The sequence below is a fragment of the Streptomyces sp. NPDC034670 genome (genome assembly GCF_055574875.1).
This window is the reverse complement of record NZ_JBVITR010000025.1, coordinates 75,200-94,481: the sequence shown is the minus strand read 5'-3', so window position 1 is coordinate 94,481 and position 19,282 is coordinate 75,200. Positions and strand designations below refer to the sequence as shown.

Genomic DNA, 19,282 nt, shown 5'->3' with positions numbered 1-19,282 from the left:
CCCCTCCCCCCGCCCCCCCCCCCCCCCCCCCCCCCCCCCCCCCCCCCCCCCCCCCCCCCCCCCCCCCCCCCCCCCCCCCCCCCCCCCCCCCGCCCCCAGGGCGGTAATCACTCAGATGTGCACAGTGCCGCACGGTCGTGCGGGCATATGCGGGACAATGACCGGGTGACCTCAGCGACCCGGCAGCCCGAGACCCCGGCCTCCCCCACGTTCTCGACGGTTCCCCCGCCCCCGGCTCCGCTCGAGCGGGGGCATCCCCAGAAGCAGGGAGGCACCCCCATCCTTCCCCCGCGGCTCATCGCCACCGACCTGGACGGCACCCTGCTGCGCGACGACAAGTCGGTGTCCCCCCGCACGGTCGACGCGCTGGCCGCCGCCGAGGAGGCGGGCATCGAGGTCTTCTTCGTCACCGGCCGCCCGGCCCGCTGGATGGACGTCGTCAGCGATCACGTCCACGGCCACGGGCTCGCCATCTGCGGCAACGGCGCGGCCGTCGTCGACCTGCACGGCGGACCCGGCGCACACCGCTTCGTGAAGGTGCGGGAGCTGGCCCGGGAGAACGCGCTGGACGCCGTACGACTGCTGCGCGAGGCCGCGCCGGGCACGGTGTACGCCGTCGAGCAGACCTACGGCTTCCACCAGGAACCGGCCTACCCCGAACTGCACAGGGAGGTCCCGGACGTTCTCGCCCCCGCCGAGGACCTCCTCGCTCCGGACGCCCCCACCGCCGGGGAGCCGGTGCTGAAGATCCTCGCCTACCACCCCGAGATCGACCCCGACGCCTTCCTCACCCTGGCCCGGCTCGCCGTCGGCGACCGCGCCAACGTCACCCGCTCCAGCCCCAGCGCCCTGCTGGAGCTCAGCGGTCCCGACGTGTCCAAGGCCAGTACGCTCGCCCTGTGCTGCGCCGAGCGCGGCATCTCCCACGAGGAGGTCGTCGCGTTCGGGGACATGCCCAACGACGTCGAGATGCTGACCTGGGCGGGCCGGTCCTACGCGATGGGCAACGCCCACCCGGACGCCGTCGCCGCCGCGTCGGGGCGCACGGTCGCCAACAACGACGACGGGGTGGCCGTGGTGATCGAGCAGTTGCTGAACGAGCGGCTGTAGTCCTCAGAGCGACACCCCGCGCTGCGCCAGCCACGACACCGGGTTCACCGCCGAACCCATCTCCTGGGTGACCCGCACCTCGAAGTGGAGGTGCGGTCCGGTGGAGTTTCCGCTGGTACCGGCCTGGCCGATCCACTGCCCGGCCGAGACCCGGTCGCCCTGGTCGACGGCGACGGCGGCGAGGTGGGCGTACTGGGTGTAGTAGCCGTTCGAGTGCTCCAGCACGACCTCGATGCCGAAGGCACCTCCGCAGGAGACCTTCACCACCCTGCCGGCGCCCACGGCCCGGACCGGTGTGCCGATCGGCACCGCGAAGTCCTGTCCGGTGTGCCGGTTCGCCCACCGCGCGCCGCCGCTGCCGTAGGACGCGGACATCTCGTACGTCTCCAACGGCGCCACCCAGGAGGTGGTGAACCGCGTCTCCGGCTGGTCGAGCCGGACCGCACCGGGACAGGAGCCGGCCGCGACCGAGGCGTCCGCCCGGCCCTGGAGTTCCCACCGCGCCGTTTCGAGCTTCCGCTCGATGCTCTGCTTCAGAGCGGCGAGTTCCGCGTTCTGCTTCTGCAGCCTCTCCCACGCCGCCGCGGCCTTCGCCTCGTCCCGGGCGAGCCGTGCCTCGGCCCGCTCGCTCTTCTCGATCGCCCGGTCCAGCGACAGCTGCGCCTGCCGCACGGCCCACTGACCACGCATCAGCCCCTCCGGGTCGTCCGCGAGGATCATGTGCGCGGCGAGCGGCAGCCCGCCGCCGCTGCGGTACTGGGAGCTGGCGATCCGTCCCAGTTCCCCGTGCAGGCCGGCCGTCTCCCGCCGCTCGCGGTCGAGCTGCTCCTCCAGCCGCCGCATCTCGGCCTTCCGTTCCTCGGCCTCCCGGCGCCCTTCCTCGTACCGCTCGGTCGCCACCGCCGCTTCCTCGTACAGCCGCGCCACCTGCGCGCTGATGCCGGATGCGGAGCCGTGGCCGGGAACGTGGCCGTCGTCGCCGTCGGCGGGCCGGGCGGCGAGCACGGCGAGAGCACACAGCAGCACGACGACGAGCAGCGGGTGACGGCGGGTGAGACGCATGCCTGCGATCCTGACCCCCGGCCCGGCGCACAGCACTGTTCAGATCGTACGCATGGGGGACCGAACACCCCGGATGGACCAGCGGTACCGCCATGTCGCCGAACGACTGCCCCCCGGGTGCCGGTTGACGTCGCGTCACGCGCGAAGCGGCCGGCCGGTGCCCGGTCGGCGGGTCAGGCCGGCCGGCCCCGGCCGGCGCCCACCCGCGGGTCCGACTCCGCCTCCCGCTGCACCATCGACCGCAACGCGCCGTCGACGGCGGCCAGTTCGGTGTACGGACCGCGCTGCACCACGCGCCCCTCGTCCAGCACGAGGACCTCGTCCACCGCCTCCAGACCCGCCAGCCGGTGGGTGATGAGCAGCGTCGTACGGCCCTCGGTGGCGGCCAGCAGATCGGCGGTGAGCGCGTCCGCGGTCGGCAGGTCGAGATGCTCCGCGGGCTCGTCCAGCACCAGCACGGGGAAGTCCGCGAGCAGGGCCCGGGCCAGTGCCAGCCGCTGCCGCTGCCCGCCGGACAACCGCGCCCCGTGCTCGCCGACGAGCGTGTCGAGCCCGTCCGGCAGGCCGTCGGCCCACTCCAGCAGCCGGACCCGGGCGAGCACGTCGCGCAGGTCGTCCTCGCTCGCGTCCCGCCGGGCGAGCAGCAGGTTCTCCCGCACCGTGCTGTCGAAGAGGTGCGCGTCCTGCGCACACAGCCCGACCAGCCGCCGTACGTCGTCGCCGTCCAGGGCGTACGCGTCCACCCCGGCCAGCGTGTACGCGCCGGCCTCCGGGTCCAGGAACCGCAGCAGCACCTGCGCGAGCGTCGTCTTGCCGGATCCGGACGGGCCGACCACCGCGATCCGGCGGCCCCGCCCCAGCGTCAGGTCCAGCCCGGCGAGCGCGTCCCGGTCCTGCCCGGCGTACCGGGCGCTCAGCCCCTTGACCACCAGGGGGAACGGCGACGCGGGCGCCTTCCGGGGCCGCTCCGGTTCCCGTACGGGCACCGGGGCGTCCAGCACCTCGTACACGCGTTCGGCGCTCCGGCGCACCCGCTGCCGGTACTGCACGGCGAGCGGCATCCCGAGGACGGCCTCGAACGCGGCCAGCGGGGTGAGGACGACGACGGCCAGCGCCACGCCGTCCAGCCGGCCGGCGGCCACCGCCTGCACGCCGACGAGCGCGGCGGCCGCGACGGTCAGGCCGGAGACCAGTGCGGTGAGCCCGTCGCCGAGCGCGGTGGCGGTGGCGGCGCGCGAGGCGATCCGGGTGAGCGTGCCGTCGGCCCGCCGCGCCTCGGCGGTCCGCGCGGGCAGGGCGCCGGCGACGGTCAGCTCCGCGGTGCCGGTGAGCAGATCGGTCACCCGGGTCGCGAGCACTCCCCGGGCGGGTGCCAGCCGGCGTTCCGCGCGCCGGGCCACGGCCCCGGTGAGCAGGGGCACCCCGGCCCCCGCCGCCAGCAGTCCGGCCGCGAGCACGGCCCCGGCCTCGGGCAGCAGCCAGGCCGTGAAGCCGACCGAGAGCGCGGAGACCACGACGGCCGCACCGGCCGGCAGCAGCCACCGCAGCCAGTAGTCCTGGAGGGCGTCCACGTCGGCGACCAGCCGGGAGAGCAGGTCGCCCCGGCGCGTCTCGCGGAGCCCGGCGGGCGCCAGCCGCTCCAGCCGCCGGAACACCGCGACCCTGATGTCGGCCAGCATGCGCAGGACCGCGTCGTGGGACACCAGCCGCTCGGCGTAGCGGAACACGGCCCGCCCGATGCCGAAGGCCCGGGTCGCCGTCACGGCCACCATCAGGTACAGCACGGGCGGCTGTTGCGAGGCCCGGGAGATGAGCCACCCGGACGTGGCCATGAGCCCGACGGCACTGCCCAGGGCGAGCGTGCCGAACAGCAGCGCGAGCGCGAGCCTCCCCCGCCGGGCGCCGGACACGGCGCGGACACGGTCGAGCACACCGCCCGGAGCCGGGTCCGCGCCGGGCTCGGCGGGCCCGCTCTCCGGCACGGGCGCCACCTCGGGGACCGGTGCGGTACCGGTCCCCCGGCGCACGGGCTCACCGCCGCCGTCGGGGGCCGGCGCCGCGAGCCGCACCACCCGGTCCGCGACGGCCAGCAGCGCCGGCCGGTGCACCACCAGCAGCACCGTCCGCCCGGCCGCCAGCCGCCGTACCGCCGCCACGACCTCGGCCTCGGTCGCACCGTCCAGCGCGGCCGTCGGCTCGTCGAGCAGCAGGACGGGCCGGTCCGCGAGGAAGGCCCGGGCGAGCGCCAGCCGCTGCCGCTGTCCCGCGGACAGCCCCGCCCCGTCCTCGCCGAGCACGGTGCCGGTGCCCTCGGGCAGCGCGTCCACGAACTCCAGCGCACCGGCGTCCCGCAGGGCGCGCCGCACGGCCACGTCGTCCGCGTCCGGCCGGGCCAGCCGTACGTTCTCCGCGATCGTCCCGGCGTACAGGTGCGGCCGTTGCGGCACCCAGGCCACCCGGCGGTGCCACGCGGTCAGGTCGAGCTCGGCAAGGTCCGTCCCCCCGATCCGCACCCGTCCCGCGGCCGGCCGGACGAACCCCAGCAGCGCGTTCAGCAGGGTGGACTTGCCCGCCCCGCTCGGCCCGACGAGCGCGACCGTCTCCCCCGGGGCGACGGTGAAGGACGCGTCCGACACGGCGTCCTCGGAGCGGCCGGGGTAGCGGACCGTCACCCCCTCGAAGGACAGACCGCCCGTCGGTACGGCTCCGGTGCCCGACGCCGGAACGGGCGTCTCCAGCACCGAGAAGATCTCCTCGGCCGCCGCGAGCCCCTCCGCCGCCGCGTGGTACTGCGTCCCGACCTGCCGCAGCGGCAGGTACGCCTCGGGCGCGAGGATCAGGATGACCAGGCCGACGACGAGGTCCGCGTCGCCGTACACGAGCCGCATGCCCATCGTCACCGCGACCAGGGCCACCGAGAGGGTGGAGAGCAGTTCCAGCGCGAAGGAGGAGATGAAGGCGATCCGCAGCGTCCGCATGGTCGCCCGCCGGTACTCCGCGGTGATCCGGCGGATCGACTCGGCCTGCGCCTTGGCCCGCCCGAACACCTTCAGCGTCGGCAGCCCGGCGACGACGTCCAGGAAGTGCCCGGACAGACGGGACAGCAGCAGCCACTGGCGGTCCATCCGGTGCTGGGTGACCCAGCCGATCAGCACCATGAAGACCGGGATGAGGGGCAGGGTGCCGGCGATGATGGCCGCCGAGACCCAGTCCTCGGTGACGATGCGTGCCAGCACCGCCACCGGTACGACCACCGCGAGCCCCAGCTGGGGGAGGTAGCGCGAGAAGTAGTCGTCGAGGGCGTCGACCCCGCGGGTCGCCAGGGCGACGAGCGAACCGGTGCGCTGTCCGCTCAGCCACCCCGGGCCCAGCGCCGCCGCCCGTTCCAGCAGCCGCCCCCGCAGCTCCGACTTCACCGCGGCGCTCGCCCGGTGGGCGGCCAGCTCGGTGAGCCAGCCGACCAGCGCACGGCCGACCGCGACAGCGACGAGGAGCAGCAGGGGAGCGCCGAGTTCGCCGGCGGACATGCCGCGCTGGAAGGCGCCCACCACGATCTCGGCGATGAGCACGGCCTGGGCGACGACCAGCCCCGCGCCGACGGCGCCCAGGCCGACGACCGCCACCAGGAAGAACCGGGTGGCACGGGCGTACCGGAGCAGTCGCGGGTCGATTGGTTTCACGTGAAACACACCTCAGTGCGCGGGGTCGGCGATGTGCTGGGTGCCGATCCGCTTGCGGAACACCCAGTAGGTCCAGCCCTGGTAGAGCAGCACGAGCGGCAGGGCGATCACGGTGAGCCAGGTCATGATCTTCAGGGTGTAGGGGCTGGAGGATGCGTTGGTGACGGTGAGGCTCCAGTCCGCGTCGAGCGTGGACGGCATGACGTTCGGGAAGAGCGTCAGGAAGAGCATCGCCACGGCGGCCACGATGGTGAGGCCGGACAGCGTGAACGACCAGCCCTCGCGCCCCGCCTGGTTCGCGAGCAGCGCGGCGACCAGCGAAGCCACGGCGACGACCAGCGCGACCAGGCTCGTGCCGTCCCCCCGGTCGGCCTGCGTCCACAGCAGGAAGGCCGACGCCAGGACCGCCGTGACGAGCCCCAGGCGCAGCGCGAGGCGCCGCGCCCGTTCCCGGATCTCCCCGACCGTCTTGAGCGCCGTGAACACCGTCCCGTGGAAGGTGAACAGCGTGAGGGTGACCAGGCCGCCCAGCAGGGCGTACGGATTGAGCAGGTCCCAGACGGTGCCCACGTACTCGAACTCGGCGTCGATCCTCACGCCCCGGACGATGTTCCCGAAGGCCACGCCCCACAGGAAGGCGGGGATCAGCGAGGTCCAGAAGATCGCCGTCTCCCAGTTGCGCTGCCAGTGCTCCTCCGGCCGCTTCACCCGGTACTCGAAGGCGACACCGCGGATGATCAGGCAGATCAGGATGACCAGCAGGGGCAGGTAGAAGCCGGAGAAGAGCGTGGCGTACCACTCGGGGAAGGCGGCGAAGGTCGCACCGCCCGCCGTGAGCAGCCACACCTCGTTGCCGTCCCAGACGGGGCCGATGGTGTTGATCAGCACCCGCTTCTCGGTGCGGTCGCGGGCGAGCAGCCGGGTGAGCACCCCGACCCCGAAGTCGAAGCCCTCGAGGAAGAAGTAGCCGATCCACAGGACGGCGATCAGTACGAACCAGACGTCGTGCAGTTCCATGACGGTGCAGCTCCCTCGGCCTAGTACGAGAAGGCCATCGGCTTGTCGGCGTCACGGAGGTCGCCGCCGAGCTTCGTGGGCGGGTTGAGGTCGGACTCGGTGAGCTCGGGCGGTCCCGCCTTGACGTACTTGGCGAGCAGCTTGACCTCGATGACGGCCAGGACGGCGTAGAGCAGGGTGAAGACGGTCATCGAGGTGATGACCTCGGCCTGGGACACGCCGGGGGAGACGGCGTGCCTGGTCTGCATCACGCCGTAGACGACCCAGGGCTGACGGCCCATCTCGGTGAAGATCCAGCCCCAGGCGTTGGCGATCAGCGGGAACCCCATCGTCCACAGCGCCAGGAGCCAGTACAGCCGGGACAGCTTCGCTCCGAGCGGCTTCCTCAGCAGCACCAGGTGCGGCACCTCGTCCTCCCCGGTGCGCAGGGCGGCCGGCAGCAGGAACTTCTTCCGCGTGAGCCACAGCCCGAGGAGGCCGAGCGAGAAGGAGGCCATGCCGAAGCCGATCATCCAGCGGAAGCCCCAGTAGGCGACGGGGACGATGGGCTTGTAGTCACCGGGACCGAACTGCTCCTGCAGGGCCTCGTTGGTGTCGTTGATGCCGGGCACGTGTGACTCGAAGTCGCCGTGGGCCAGGAAGGACAGCAGGCCGGGGATCTCCAGGGCGACCTTGTTGTGCCCCTCGTCGACGTCCCCGTAGGCGAACACGGAGAAGGGTGCCGGTCCCTCGCCGTCCCACAGGGCCTCGGCGGCGGCCATCTTCATCGGCTGCTGCTCGTACATGACCTTGCCGAGGGTGTCGCCGCTGACCGCGGTGAACAGGCCCCCGACCGCCAGGGTGACCAGGCCGAGCCGGAGCGAGGTGCGCATCACCGGGATGTGCTTCCCCCGCATCAGGTGGAAGGCGGCGATGCCCACCATGAAGGCGCCGCCGGTGAGGAAGGCCGCCGAGAAGCTGTGGAAGACCTGGTTGAGCGCGGTGTTCTGGGTGAGTACCAGCCAGAAGTCGGTGAGCTCGGCGCGGCCCTTCTCCTCGTTGATCCGGTAGCCGACCGGGTGCTGCATCCAGGAGTTGGCCGCGAGGATGAAGTACGCCGAGACCAGCGTGCCGAACGAGACCATCCAGATGCAGGCCAGGTGGATCTTCTTGGGCAGCTTGTCCCAGCCGAAGATCCACAGGCCGATGAAGGTCGACTCGAAGAAGAAGGCGATCAGCGCCTCGAAGGCCAGCGGGGCGCCGAAGACGTCACCGACGAACCGCGAGTAGTCGGACCAGTTCATGCCGAACTGGAACTCCTGCACGATGCCGGTGACCACACCCATCGCGATGTTGATCAGGAAGAGCTTGCCCCAGAACTTCGTCGCCTTGAGGTACTTCTCCTTCCCCGTGCGCACCCAGGCGGTCTGCAGCCCGGCGGTGAGGGCGGCCAGCGAGATCGTCAGGGGAACGAAGAGGAAGTGGTAGACGGTGGTGATACCGAACTGCCACCGCGCCAGGGTCTCCGGCGCCAGAGCCAGATCCACGTCGTCGCTCCTTACTTCGCCGCGGTCAGCAGCGGCCGTTTGACCCCGTTCGTCCCCCGCAACTCGGGAAAACGGGATCCGCTTGTGAACGCGTTCACATTCACAAGCAATTATGGCGCACTGCTTTTCGGACCCGGAAGGGGGGTCCCCTGTGACGTCAATCCCTGTGCGGCAACTTCTACGACCTGTTGACGCGGGGGCGAGCCTCGCAGCCGCGCGCCGGCGGCGAGCCCCACCGTCAGCGCCCGTTCCACGTGAAACGGGCATCACGCAGCAAACCGGCCGACGACTCGGTCGCCGGCCGGTGGAGGACGTGCGGGGCCCGGGCCCTCACGGAGCGGAGCCCGCGCTGCTAGAGCTGCTTGTGGAAGCCCCCCGCCACCTTCAGGAAGATGTCGTTCGCCTCGGTCTCTCCGATCGTCACCCGTACGCCCTCGCCGGCGAACGGCCGGATGACCACGCCCGCCTGCTCACACACCTGCGCGAACTCCCCCGTGCGCTCCCCGAGCCGCAGCCACACGAAGTTGGCCTGGCTCTCGGGCACCGTCCAGCCCTGATCACGCAGCGCGTCCCTCACACGGTTGCGCTCACACACCAGCGAGCCGACCCGGCCGATGAGCTCGTCCTCGGCCCGCAGCGACGCGATCGCCGCGTCCTGCGCGATCTGGCTCACCCCGAACGGCACCGCCGTCTTGCGCAGCGCCGCGGCCACCGGCTCGTGGGCGATCGCGAAACCGACCCTCAGCCCCGCCAGGCCGTACGCCTTGGAGAAGGTCCGCAGAACGCAGACATTGGGCCGCTCCCGGTAGATCTCGACGCCGTCCGGCACCTCGGGGTCCCGGATGAACTCGCGGTAGGCCTCGTCGAGCACCACCAGGACGTCGTCGGGCACCCGGTCGAGGAAGCGCTCCAGCTCGGCCCGCCTCACCACCGTGCCGGTCGGGTTGTTGGGGTTGCAGACGAAGATGAGCCGGGTCCGGTCGGTGATCGCCGCGGCCATCGCGTCCAGGTCGTGCACCTCGCCCGGCGTCAGCGGGACCTGCACGGACGCGGCACCGCTGATCTGGGTGATGATCGGGTACGCCTCGAACGACCGCCAGGCGTAGATCACCTCGTCGCCAGGGCCCGAGGTGGCCTGCAGCAGCTGCTGGGCGACACCGACCGACCCGGTGCCGGTGGCCAGGTGGGAAGCCGGGACGGCGAAGCGTTCGGACAGCTCGGCCATCAGGGCCGTGCAGGCCATGTCCGGGTAGCGGTTGAAGGAGGAGGCCGCGGCCGTGACGGTCTCCATCACACCCGGAAGCGGCGGGTAGGGATTCTCGTTGGAGGACAGCTTGTAGGCCACCGGCCCATCGGCCGACGCCGGCTTGCCCGGCTTGTACGTGGGGATCCCCTCCAGCTCGGCGCGCAGCTTGGGGCTCGTCTCGCTCACCGCAGTCCTCCTCGCGAAGACCGGCGGCCCATGACCGCCGCCGACATCCAATACTGCTCACCATATGAGGATTCGGCGCCGCTGCGTATAGGTGCGTCGAAGCCGCTCGCGCAGCCTCACCTGTCCCACCGGCAACACGGGCAACATCACCCGAAGGCGCAGGAAAGGCGCGTGAGCCAGGGGCGCGCTGCACATATATCTACGCGCCGGTGGCTTGCGCCGTGGCGCGCATCCCCCTTGCAGGTGAGTTGAGACCTCTTCGCAACATCACACCCTCGACAGGCCCGCATGCACCCACACGCCAGTTACTGGCATGCAAGCGCTCAACTTCCTTGCTTTGCAAGGGAACCGGCCCCGAATAATCTTGCAGAAACGTGCCTGCCAATGCGTGCATATGCGTCCGCCCTACCCCACCGCATGAGCCCTACTATCGGCTCGCCATGACAGCAGCAGGGAAGCACCAGGTGAGCCGCGCGGAAACCTCACGCCGAGGCAACCGGCCGGGTCGAGCGGGCATCAGGGACGTGGCCGCCGCCGCCGGAGTCTCCATCACGACCGTCTCCGACGCCCTCAACGGCAAGGGGCGGCTCCCGGACGCCACCCGGCGCCACGTCCGTGAGGTCGCCGACAGACTGGGGTACCGCCCCTCGGCCGCCGCCCGCACGCTCCGCACCGGCAAGTCCGGGCTCATCGGCCTGACCGTGACGACCTACGGGGATGAACCTTTCACCTTCACGGAGTTCGCGTACTTCGCCGAGATGGCGCGCGCCGCCACCTCCGCCGCACTCGCCCGCGGCTACGCCCTCGTCATCCTCCCCGCGACGTCCCGCCACGACATGTGGTCCAACGTCGCCCTGGACGGCACGGTCGTCATCGACCCCTCCGACCAGGACCCGGTCGTCAGCGAGCTGGTGCGCCAGGGCTTACCGGTCGTCTCCGACGGCCGGCCCGCCGGCTCGCTGCCGGTCACGGCCTGGGTCGACAACGACCACGAGGCCGCGGTCCTCGGCGTCCTCGACCACCTCGCCGACGCCGGAGCCCGCCGCATCGGCCTGCTCACCGGGACGACGACCGACACGTACACCCGCCTGTCGACCACCGCGTACCTGCACTGGTGCGAGCGGGTCGGCCAGGACCCGGTGTACGAGTCCTACCCGGCGCACGACCCGTGCGCGGGCGCCGTCGCCGCCGACCGGCTGCTCGCCCGCCCCGACCGCCCCGACGCCGTCTACGGGCTGTTCGATCCGAACGGCACCGACCTGCTCGCCGCCGCCCGGCGCTACGGCCTGCGCGTCCCGGACGACCTGCTGCTCGTCTGCTGCAGCGAGTCCACCGTCTACGCGAGCACCGAGCCGCCCCTCACCACGCTCTCCCTGAAACCGCGGCGCATCGGCACGGCCGCGGTCCAGCTGCTCATCGACGCCATCGAAGGGGCCTCCTCCGACCAGCCGGTGGAGCAGGTGATACCGACCGAGCTGATCGTGCGCACCTCCTCGCAGCGCCGGCCGCCCCGGACGACGGTCAGCCCGCCGAGGTCGCCGAAGGGGGCCTGAGGCGGCGCCTGCGCGGAGCGGGGCAGCGGCCCGGGAGGCCCGGGGCGAGGCGACGGGCCCGGGTGACCGGGGGCGGGACGGCCTCCCGGGAACGCGGCCCGGGCGCCGAAGCCCTCACGTCCGCAGGAGTGAAGCGGTGCCGTCCCCGCGCCACCCCTCCGGGAAACGATCCGGCCCTCGGGGGGAACGGCCGTCCCCGCGCACGGCAGCCGCGGCGGGCAAGATCGCGGGTCGGTTGAATACCGGCCCAAACGGGGCGAAAGCCCCGGTGAACGGGAGGCTTGCTCCGATTCACCACCCCTGGGTCATCACATGGCGCGATCCGCATTCCTATGATGGGCCCACGACACCGCGGGCCGCTGCGACCAGGCAGTCCGACGCGGTGCAGATGCGGCGCGATGGTGGAGGGGTCGATGACTCAGGGGGCCGGTCAGGGACCCGAAGTGGAGCGGACGGCGACACTGCGTGACTTCCGGGTGCCCGCGTACGTCCACGAAACCGGTCCGTACGTCCGGAGCGTCCACCCGGGTGACGTCGTCCCGCCGTCCGAGGAGGCCTACCCGGAGGGGTACACCCCCACCCAGCGGGACCTCCCCGTCATCAATCGGGGGGACACTGTTCAGGTGACCGTCGACCCCGCCTCCGTGCCCGCCCCGCAGCCCACCGCCGGTCCCGGCCCGCTGTACGTGGTCGGCGACGTCCACGGCTACCTCGACGAGCTGGTGGCCGCCCTCCAGGAGCAGGGCCTCATCGACTCCGCGGGACAGTGGTGCGCCGGTACCGCGCGGCTGTGGTTCCTCGGCGACTTCACCGACCGCGGCCCGGACGGCATCGGCGTCATCGACCTCGTGATGCGGCTCTCCGCGGAGGCCGCCGCGGCCGGCGGCTACTGCAAGGCCCTCATGGGCAACCACGAGCTGCTGCTGCTCGGCGCCAAGCGGTTCGGCGACACCCCCGTCAACTCCGGCGCGGGCACCGCCACCTTCCAGGCGGCCTGGCTGCTCAACGGCGGCCAGAAGACGGACATGGACCGCCTCCAGGACCACCACCTGCAGTGGATGGCCCGCCTCGACGCCGTCGAGAAGGTCGACGGCCATCTGCTGCTCCACTCCGACACCACCGCCTACCTCGACTACGGCCGCTCCATCGAAGAGGTCAACGACACCGTCCGAGAAACGCTCACCCGCAACGACGCGGACGAGGTCTGGGACCTGTTCCGGAAGTTCACCAAGCGGTTCTCCTTCCGCGACGAGGGCGGTGCCGACGCGGTGCGCTCCCTGCTGGACACGTACGGCGGCACCCGGGTCGTCCACGGCCACAGCCCCATTCCGTACCTGCTGGGCGAGGTCGGGTCCGAGGACGGCGAGGACGACACCGGCCCCGTGGTCTCGGGACCGCACGTCTACGCCGACGGCCTCGCCATCGCCATGGACGGCGGCGTCACGATGGCCGGAAAACTGCTGGTCCAGCAACTGCCGCTCGACGCCTGACGGTTCGCGGGGCCGTCGTCCGGCGGCCCGCGCCCGCATCGCACACGCGGCAATTTCGGTAAACCCCCTGTCACCGCGCGGCGTCACCGCTCTACCATCGGCTTATCCGTAGCAGGCTCCCCTCCGTTTCTGCCCGACGGCTCGTCAGCATGCCGAGCCCCAAGCCCTACGGAGCATCGGGGGATGCACATGAACAGCGTTCCGCAGTACCTGTCGAACGAGGACCGCGCGGAATACGAGCGGATTCTCGATGAGGCGCTGCGCTCCGCACCACACCGCCCGGAACTGACCGCCGTCGGCCGGCGGCTCAGCCCCGAACAACTGCGCACGATGGCGCTGGGCGCCACCGCGATCATCACGGCGGCCGCGGCGACCGAGTACCAGCACTACGTGAAGATTCGCGAGGAGCTGCGCCGGCCGCCGGTGCCGGCCGCCCGCGACTCCGACTCCGCCGGGCCGGGCGCGCACGCGGGAGGGCTCGCCGCCACCGTGGGAGAGGTCGCCGAGGCCACCGGCGCGGGCGCCGTCGCCGTCGTCGCCGTCCTGGCGCCCGTCCTGGCCGGCGCCGCCGCCGCGATATTCCTGCTCGTCGGCTACGTCCTGCGGATGCTCGACTCCGACGCCGCGTTCGCCCGGACCCTCCTCACCACCGGCTGGGTGTTCGGCGCCGTGACGGCGGTCGCCGTCCTCGTCGCCGCGGTGGGTCTGCTGCTCACCGCGCTGCGCAACAAGCCCTCGGCCCTCGCCGCCCCGTACGACGCCCGCGACGGGGAGCTGGCCCGGGCCAGGGACGCCTGGCGCGAGGCACTGCTGGAACGGGGGATCCTGCCGTTCCTGCGGGACGCGCTCGCCGATCCGGCGGCCACCGCACCGCGTCGCACGACGCCGCCCGCGCCGACCAGCCGCATGCCGCACCTCGGTTACGACCGGCCGGGTTTCACCAGCCCCGGCGAAGGCCCGGCCCGCGGTCCGCGGCCGAGCTACTCGAGCCCGGACTACTCGAGTCCGGACTTCGGGGGACCGGAACACCGGCCGGAGTAGCCGGACGGCCCGGCCGCCGGCTCGCGCCTCCTTGCGGCGCGGAGCCTTCCGGGGCCCCGCGCCGGAGGGCGCGAGCCGAGCGAGCGGTGCCTTCCCGGAGTACGTTCCCGTGGTGCGTCGCCGCCGTGCGCGGTCAGAGGACGCCCGCCTGCCGCGCAGCCGTGACCCACAGCGGGAACTCGGACAGCAGACGGTCGTACAGCTCCGGGTCCGGCACGGTGCCGATGTCGTCGACGGCGAAGAAACCGACGTTGTCGACGCGGCGCCCGGGCAGCGTGTCGAACCGCTCCAGCACGCCGTAGTTCGACCGGCCCAGCCCCACGAACTGCCAGAAGACCGGCTCCTCGACGGCCTCGCGCAGCTCCCGCTCGATCTCGGCGTTGCGGTAGACGCCGCCGTCGGAGAAGAACAGCACGAGGGTCGGCACGGAGACGGGGTTCTCCCGGACGTACGCCCGGACCTCGGCGATGACCTTCTGTTCCTCGTTCTGGATGCCCACCTCCCGCATGTCGACCTGGCGGGGGTCCAGCCCCTTCTTCCGTCCGCGCCGGAAGAGACCCATCTCCCCCACCCGCACGTGCAGCCGCAGCCACTCGGGAAGCTCGCCGATCCGCAGATCGGGCAGCCTGGCCGGGTTCGAGGCGAACGTCCAGGCCTGCATCTCCCCGTCGTCGTCCAGCTGGGCGGCGACGGCGGCCACGCGCTCGACGACATCGGTCACGACGCCCTTGGCGTACAGGGGGGCCATGGACCCGGAGGCGTCCAGGACGAGGACGACGCGCGCGGTGATCCCGGCGGCCCCGTGCTTGCGCAGACTGACCGCCACCTGTTCCTTGCGCAGGGACAACCGCTTGCGCATGTCCACGGGCAGCCGCTCCTCGCCCCTGGTGAGCCGCGGCGCGCCTGCCCGGGGGCCGGAGGGCGGGGCGGTCTCCGTGGGAACCGGCGGTGCCGGCGGTGCCGGCGGGAAGGGCGCGGAGGGCGGTACCGGTGCGGCCGGGGGCGCGGGGGCGGTGGCCGCCGGGGAGCCGCCGGTCACCGGAGGGGCGTCGTCCACGGTGATGCCGAAGTCGGTGGCCAGGCCGGCGAGCCCGGAGGCGTACCCCTGCCCCACCGCGCGGAACTTCCACTTCCCCTGGCGCCGGTACAGCTCGCCGCCGATGAACGCGGTCTCCGTTCCGGCCGCCATGTCGAACCGCGCGATCTCGGTCCCCGTCCCGGCGTCGAGCAGCCGGAGCGCCAGCCCCGGCACCTGGCCGAACGTTCCGCCGTCCGCCGACGCGCACAGCACGATCCGCTCGACGGCCGGTTCCAGCGAGCGCAGGTCCACCTCCACCGTGTCGGCCGCGGCCCCGGCGGCACTCCGCTTCCCCAGGTGCGTGACGGCGCCCGACGCGTGCCGCGGCTGGTTGTAGAAAACGAAGTCACCGTCGTCCCGCACCCGTCCCGCCCCCGTGAGGAGCAGGGCCGAGGCGTCGAGGTCGGGCACCCCGGGCCCGGCCGCCCAGGCGAGCTCGACGCGCACCGCGGGGGCGTCGACGGGGAGGTTGGATCCCTTGCTCATGGAACTCGCTGTCATGGGACCAGTCTGGCCGAGCGGCACCGCGAAGGGGAGGAAGGCCCCGGCGACCCCTGCGGACGGCGTACCGCGGAAGGGCGGTGCTCGCGGTCCGCCGGCCGCGAGCACCGCCCCCGGGGGACCTCAGTCCACGATCGGCAGGTACACGCGGTTGCCCGCGGCCGCGAACTCCTTCGCCTTCTGCGCCATGCCCTCCTCGATCTCGGCCCGACTGCCGCCGTGCTCCCGGCGGATGTCCTGCGAGATCTTCATCGAGCAGAACTTCGGCCCGCACATCGAGCAGAAGTGAGCCGTCTTGGCCGGTTCGGCCGGAAGGGTCTCGTCGTGGAACTCACGCGCCGTGTCCGGGTCGAGGGCGAGGTTGAACTGGTCCTCCCACCGGAACTCGAAGCGGGCGTCGGACAGCGCGTCGTCCCACTCCTGTGCGCCCGGGTGCCCCTTGGCGAGGTCGGCGGCGTGAGCGGCGATCTTGTAGGTGATGACACCGGTCTTGACGTCGTCGCGGTGGGGCAGGCCCAGGTGCTCCTTGGGCGTGACGTAGCAGAGCATGGCCGTGCCCCACCAGGCGATCATCGCGGCGCCGATGCCGGAGGTGATGTGGTCGTACCCCGGTGCGACGTCCGTCGTCAGCGGACCGAGCGTGTAGAACGGGGCCTCCTCGCAGATCTCCTGCTGGAGGTCGATGTTCTCCTTGATCTTGTGCATCGGGACGTGTCCCGGGCCCTCGATCATGGTCTGCACGTGGAAGCGCTTCGCGATCCGGTTGAGTTCGCCGAGCGTGCGCAGCTCCGCGAACTGCGCCTCGTCGTTGGCGTCCGCGATCGAGCCGGGCCTGAGACCGTCGCCGAGCGAGTACGTGACGTCGTACGCGGCGAGGATCTCGCAGAGCTCCTCGAAGTTCTCGTAGAGGAACGACTCCTTGTGGTGCGCCAGGCACCACGCGGCCATGATCGAGCCGCCGCGCGAGACGATGCCGGTCTTGCGGTTCGCGGTGAGCGGTACGTACGCGAGCCGCACGCCGGCGTGGACCGTCATGTAGTCCACGCCCTGCTCGGCCTGTTCGATGACCGTGTCCTTGTAGATCTCCCAGGTCAGTTCCTCGGCCCTGCCGTCGACCTTCTCCAGTGCCTGGTACAGCGGCACGGTGCCGATGGGCACGGGGGAGTTGCGCAGCACCCACTCCCGGGTGGTGTGGATGTTGCGGCCGGTGGAGAGGTCCATCACCGTGTCGGCGCCCCAGCGGGTCGCCCAGGTCATCTTCTCCACCTCCTCCTCGATGGAGGAGGTCACCGCCGAGTTGCCGATGTTGGCGTTGACCTTCACCAGGAACCGCTTGCCGATGATCATCGGCTCGGTCTCCGGGTGGTTGACGTTGGCCGGGAGCACCGCCCGGCCCGCCGCGATCTCCTCACGGACCACCTCGGGGGAGACGTTCTCCCGGAGCGCCACGAACTCCATCTCGGGCGTGATCTCGCCCCGGCGCGCGTACGCCAGCTGCGTGACCGCCCGGCCTTCGCGGCCCCGGCGCGGCTGGCGCGGCCGGCCGGGGAAGACCGCGTCGAGATTGCGCAGGCCGCCACGCGGCGAGGTGTGCTTGATCCCGTCGTCCTCGGGACGGACGGGACGGCCCGCGTACTCCTCCGTGTCGCCGCGGGCGATGATCCAGTTCTCCCGCAGCGGGGGCAGGCCCCGGCGGACGTCGGTGTCGACGAGTGGATCGGTGTACGGCCCCGACGTGTCGTACAACGTGACCGACTGCCCGTTGGTGAGATGCACCTGACGGACCGGCACCCGCAGATCGGAACGTGCGCCCTCGATGTACGCCTTGTGCCAGCCGATGGACTTCCCGCCCTCTCCGCTCGCCGACGTCTCCGTCGGGGTCTGCGTGGAGGCAGGCGTGCGTGCGTCCTTGTTGGTCATGAGACCTACTCCCTACGCCGGCATTACCCGGTAACAGGTTCGGCGGTCGACGCAGCGGTTTCCGTCTGCCGACGTCCCGTGGGAAACATCACGCGCATCGGTGATGTTTCATGTGAAACGTCGCTGGGACGGAGGTCAGCGCCCTCTCAGCCCGGTGCTCCGAGCTCCCGCGTGTACAAAAGGTGCCTCCACGCTAGCGTCCCCTCTGGCGCGGTGACCAGAGGGCCCCTCCTGTTCTTGCGATGATCGGTCGGTGACCTCGATGCAACCTCCCTCGTACCCACCGCCCGAGCCACCCCGCGGATCCGGCGCCGGAAACGGCGGCCGTGACCGAGGGGCCGGAGCCGGCCACCCGATGGGGCGTGGGAACGACGGCAGACACCTCAGCGGCCCTCGTCCGGGTGGGGACGGCCGCGGAGGAGGCTCCGGCGGCAGCCCCGGCCACGGGGGGCCTTCCGGGGGCGGACACGGCCACTCGCACGGGCACAGCCACGGTCCGGCGGCTCCCGTCTCCCGGCACCTGCGCAGGGTCATCGCGGCGATCCTGATTCCGTTCGCCGCGGCGGTGCTGGTCGGCCTCGCCGTTCTGTGGCCGGGCGGCACCCCGGGACACGAACGCACCGGCGTCGGTTTCGACCGGCAGACCCAGCACGCCACGGTCACCGAAGTGGTCGGGGTGAGCTGCCAGTCCGTCAACGCCTCCGGAGGCGTCCCGACCGGCGACACCTCCACCGCCGAGGGCTCCTCGGCCCAGCAGCAGGCGACCGGCACCTGCAAGAAGGCGACCGTCCGGGTCGACACCGGCAAGGACAAGGGCCGTACGTTCACCGAGATCGTGCAGCCGGACCAGTCCCGGCAGTTGAGCGAGGGCCAGGAGGTCGTGGTCGCCTACGAGCCCTCCGCGCCGGAGGACCTGCAGTACTCGGTCACCGACGTGAACCGGCGCTTCCCCTTGGCGCTGCTCGCCGGCGTCTTCGCGCTCGCCGTGGTGGCCGTGGGCCGACTGCGCGGCGTGATGGCGCTGGTCTCGCTGGCGGTCAGTTTCCTGGTGCTGAACTTCTTCATCCTGCCCGCGATCCTGCAGGGCTCGAACCCGCTGGTCGTGGCGGTGGTGGGGGCCAGTGCGATCATGCTGGTCGCGCTCTACCTGTGTCACGGGCTGTCGGCGCGTACGTCCGTGGCGGTACTCGGCACACTGGTCTCCCTGCTGCTGATCGGCATCCTCGGTTCGGTGTTCATCGGCTGGGCCGCGCTGACCGGCAACACGGACGACAACACCGGTCTGATCCACGGGCTGTACCCGGAGATCGACATGAGCGGTCTGCTGCTGGCCGGCGTCATCATCGGCTCGCTCGGCGTCCTCGACGACGTGACGGTCACGCAGACCTCCGCGGTCTGGGAACTGCACGAGGCCAACCCGTTGATGGGCCGGCGCGGGCTGTACCGCGCCGGCATCCGCATCGGCCGCGATCACATCGCTTCCGTGGTCAACACCCTCGTCCTCGCCTATGCGGGCGCCGCACTGCCCCTGCTGCTGCTGTTCTCCATCGCGCAGAGCAGCGTGGGGACGGTCGCGAACAGCGAGCTGGTCGCGGAGGAGATCGTACGGACCCTGATCGGCTCGATCGGCCTGGTCGCCTCGGTGCCGGTCACCACGGCCCTGGCCGCCCTGGTGGTCTCGGCCGACCGGCCGGCGGTCCAGGTCCCGGCACAGGACGCCCCGCCGGTCCCGGCACGCGGCGGGAGGGGAAGGCGCCGTAAGCGCTGACGCGGGCCCGGGGGGGGGGGGGGGGGGGGGGGGGGGGGGGGGGGGGGGGGGGGGGAGCGGGGGGGGGGGGGGGGGGGGGGGGGGGGGCGGGTAGGTGGGGGGGC

At 72.2% G+C, this 19,282-nt stretch carries 12 protein-coding genes; 5 read left to right on the top strand and 7 right to left on the bottom strand.

Features of this window, described 5'->3' with window-relative positions:
- The first annotated feature begins 165 nt into the window (after nucleotides 1-165).
- On the top strand, nucleotides 166-1,110 hold the full coding sequence (locus ACZ56B_RS18495; RefSeq protein ID WP_468791122.1) for a Cof-type HAD-IIB family hydrolase: 945 nt from the start codon (nucleotides 166-168) through the stop codon (nucleotides 1,108-1,110).
- Between the two features lie 3 nt (nucleotides 1,111-1,113).
- On the opposite strand, the gene ACZ56B_RS18490 is transcribed toward ACZ56B_RS18495, so the two are convergent.
- From ACZ56B_RS18490 to hisC, 5 genes are all read right to left on the bottom strand, one after another.
- On the bottom strand, nucleotides 1,114-2,172 hold the full coding sequence (locus ACZ56B_RS18490; protein WP_468791120.1) for a M23 family metallopeptidase: 1,059 nt from the start codon (nucleotides 2,170-2,172) through the stop codon (nucleotides 1,114-1,116).
- A 173-nt stretch (nucleotides 2,173-2,345) separates the two neighbouring features.
- Complete coding sequence (gene cydD / locus ACZ56B_RS18485; RefSeq protein ID WP_468791118.1) at nucleotides 2,346-5,852, bottom strand: thiol reductant ABC exporter subunit CydD; 3,507 nt, start codon at nucleotides 5,850-5,852, stop codon at nucleotides 2,346-2,348.
- Nucleotides 5,853-5,864: 12 nt separating this feature from the next.
- Nucleotides 5,865-6,869, bottom strand: a complete 1,005-nt coding sequence (cydB, locus tag ACZ56B_RS18480) for a cytochrome d ubiquinol oxidase subunit II (RefSeq protein ID WP_468791116.1) — start codon at nucleotides 6,867-6,869, stop codon at nucleotides 5,865-5,867.
- Between the two features lie 20 nt (nucleotides 6,870-6,889).
- Nucleotides 6,890-8,395, bottom strand: a complete 1,506-nt coding sequence (locus tag ACZ56B_RS18475) for a cytochrome ubiquinol oxidase subunit I (protein ID WP_468791114.1) — start codon at nucleotides 8,393-8,395, stop codon at nucleotides 6,890-6,892.
- A 352-nt stretch (nucleotides 8,396-8,747) separates the two neighbouring features.
- Nucleotides 8,748-9,827: a histidinol-phosphate transaminase gene (gene hisC / locus ACZ56B_RS18470; protein ID WP_468791112.1), complete on the bottom strand. Its 1,080-nt coding sequence runs from the start codon at nucleotides 9,825-9,827 to the stop codon at nucleotides 8,748-8,750.
- A gap of 440 nt (nucleotides 9,828-10,267) precedes the next feature.
- On the opposite strand from hisC, the gene ACZ56B_RS18465 reads away from it, so the two are divergent.
- The 3 genes from ACZ56B_RS18465 to ACZ56B_RS18455 all read left to right on the top strand — a co-directional run bounded on the left by ACZ56B_RS18465 (nucleotide 10,268) and on the right by ACZ56B_RS18455 (nucleotide 13,911).
- Nucleotides 10,268-11,380 carry a LacI family DNA-binding transcriptional regulator gene (locus tag ACZ56B_RS18465; protein ID WP_468791110.1) on the top strand — a complete coding sequence of 371 codons (1,113 nt, stop codon included), beginning with the start codon at nucleotides 10,268-10,270 and terminating at the stop codon, nucleotides 11,378-11,380.
- A 398-nt stretch (nucleotides 11,381-11,778) separates the two neighbouring features.
- Nucleotides 11,779-12,870 carry a metallophosphoesterase gene (locus ACZ56B_RS18460; RefSeq protein ID WP_468791108.1) on the top strand — a complete coding sequence of 364 codons (1,092 nt, stop codon included), beginning with the start codon at nucleotides 11,779-11,781 and terminating at the stop codon, nucleotides 12,868-12,870.
- Nucleotides 12,871-13,053: 183 nt separating this feature from the next.
- Entirely contained in the window at nucleotides 13,054-13,911 is an 858-nt protein-coding gene (locus tag ACZ56B_RS18455; RefSeq protein WP_468791106.1) for a hypothetical protein, read from the top strand.
- A gap of 133 nt (nucleotides 13,912-14,044) precedes the next feature.
- On the opposite strand, the gene ACZ56B_RS18450 is transcribed toward ACZ56B_RS18455, so the two are convergent.
- Nucleotides 14,045-15,490 carry a VWA domain-containing protein gene (locus ACZ56B_RS18450; RefSeq protein WP_468791104.1) on the bottom strand — a complete coding sequence of 482 codons (1,446 nt, stop codon included), beginning with the start codon at nucleotides 15,488-15,490 and terminating at the stop codon, nucleotides 14,045-14,047.
- 123 nt (nucleotides 15,491-15,613) lie between these two features.
- Nucleotides 15,614-17,410 (bottom strand): phosphomethylpyrimidine synthase ThiC, encoded by a 1,797-nt coding sequence (thiC, locus tag ACZ56B_RS18445; protein WP_468791102.1) that lies wholly within the window; start codon nucleotides 17,408-17,410, stop codon nucleotides 15,614-15,616.
- 253 nt (nucleotides 17,411-17,663) lie between these two features.
- Here thiC and ACZ56B_RS18440 point away from each other — a divergent pair, with 253 nt between their 5' ends.
- On the top strand, nucleotides 17,664-19,178 hold the full coding sequence (locus ACZ56B_RS18440; protein ID WP_468791100.1) for a YibE/F family protein: 1,515 nt from the start codon (nucleotides 17,664-17,666) through the stop codon (nucleotides 19,176-19,178).
- The last annotated feature ends 104 nt before the right edge of the window (nucleotides 19,179-19,282 follow it).

Bases quoted from the DNA above. Each gene is read 5' to 3' on its own strand.
- ACZ56B_RS18450 (WP_468791104.1), bottom strand. From the start codon at position 15,490: ATGACAGCGAGTTCCATGAGCAAGGGATCCAACCTCCCCGTCGACGCC.
- ACZ56B_RS18465 (WP_468791110.1), top strand. From the start codon at position 10,268: ATGACAGCAGCAGGGAAGCACCAGGTGAGCCGCGCGGAAACCTCACGC.
- ACZ56B_RS18490 (WP_468791120.1), bottom strand. From the start codon at position 2,172: ATGCGTCTCACCCGCCGTCACCCGCTGCTCGTCGTCGTGCTGCTGTGT.
- thiC (WP_468791102.1), bottom strand. From the start codon at position 17,410: ATGACCAACAAGGACGCACGCACGCCTGCCTCCACGCAGACCCCGACG.
- cydB (WP_468791116.1), bottom strand. From the start codon at position 6,869: ATGGAACTGCACGACGTCTGGTTCGTACTGATCGCCGTCCTGTGGATC.
- ACZ56B_RS18455 (WP_468791106.1), top strand. From the start codon at position 13,054: ATGCACATGAACAGCGTTCCGCAGTACCTGTCGAACGAGGACCGCGCG.
- ACZ56B_RS18460 (WP_468791108.1), top strand. From the start codon at position 11,779: ATGGTGGAGGGGTCGATGACTCAGGGGGCCGGTCAGGGACCCGAAGTG.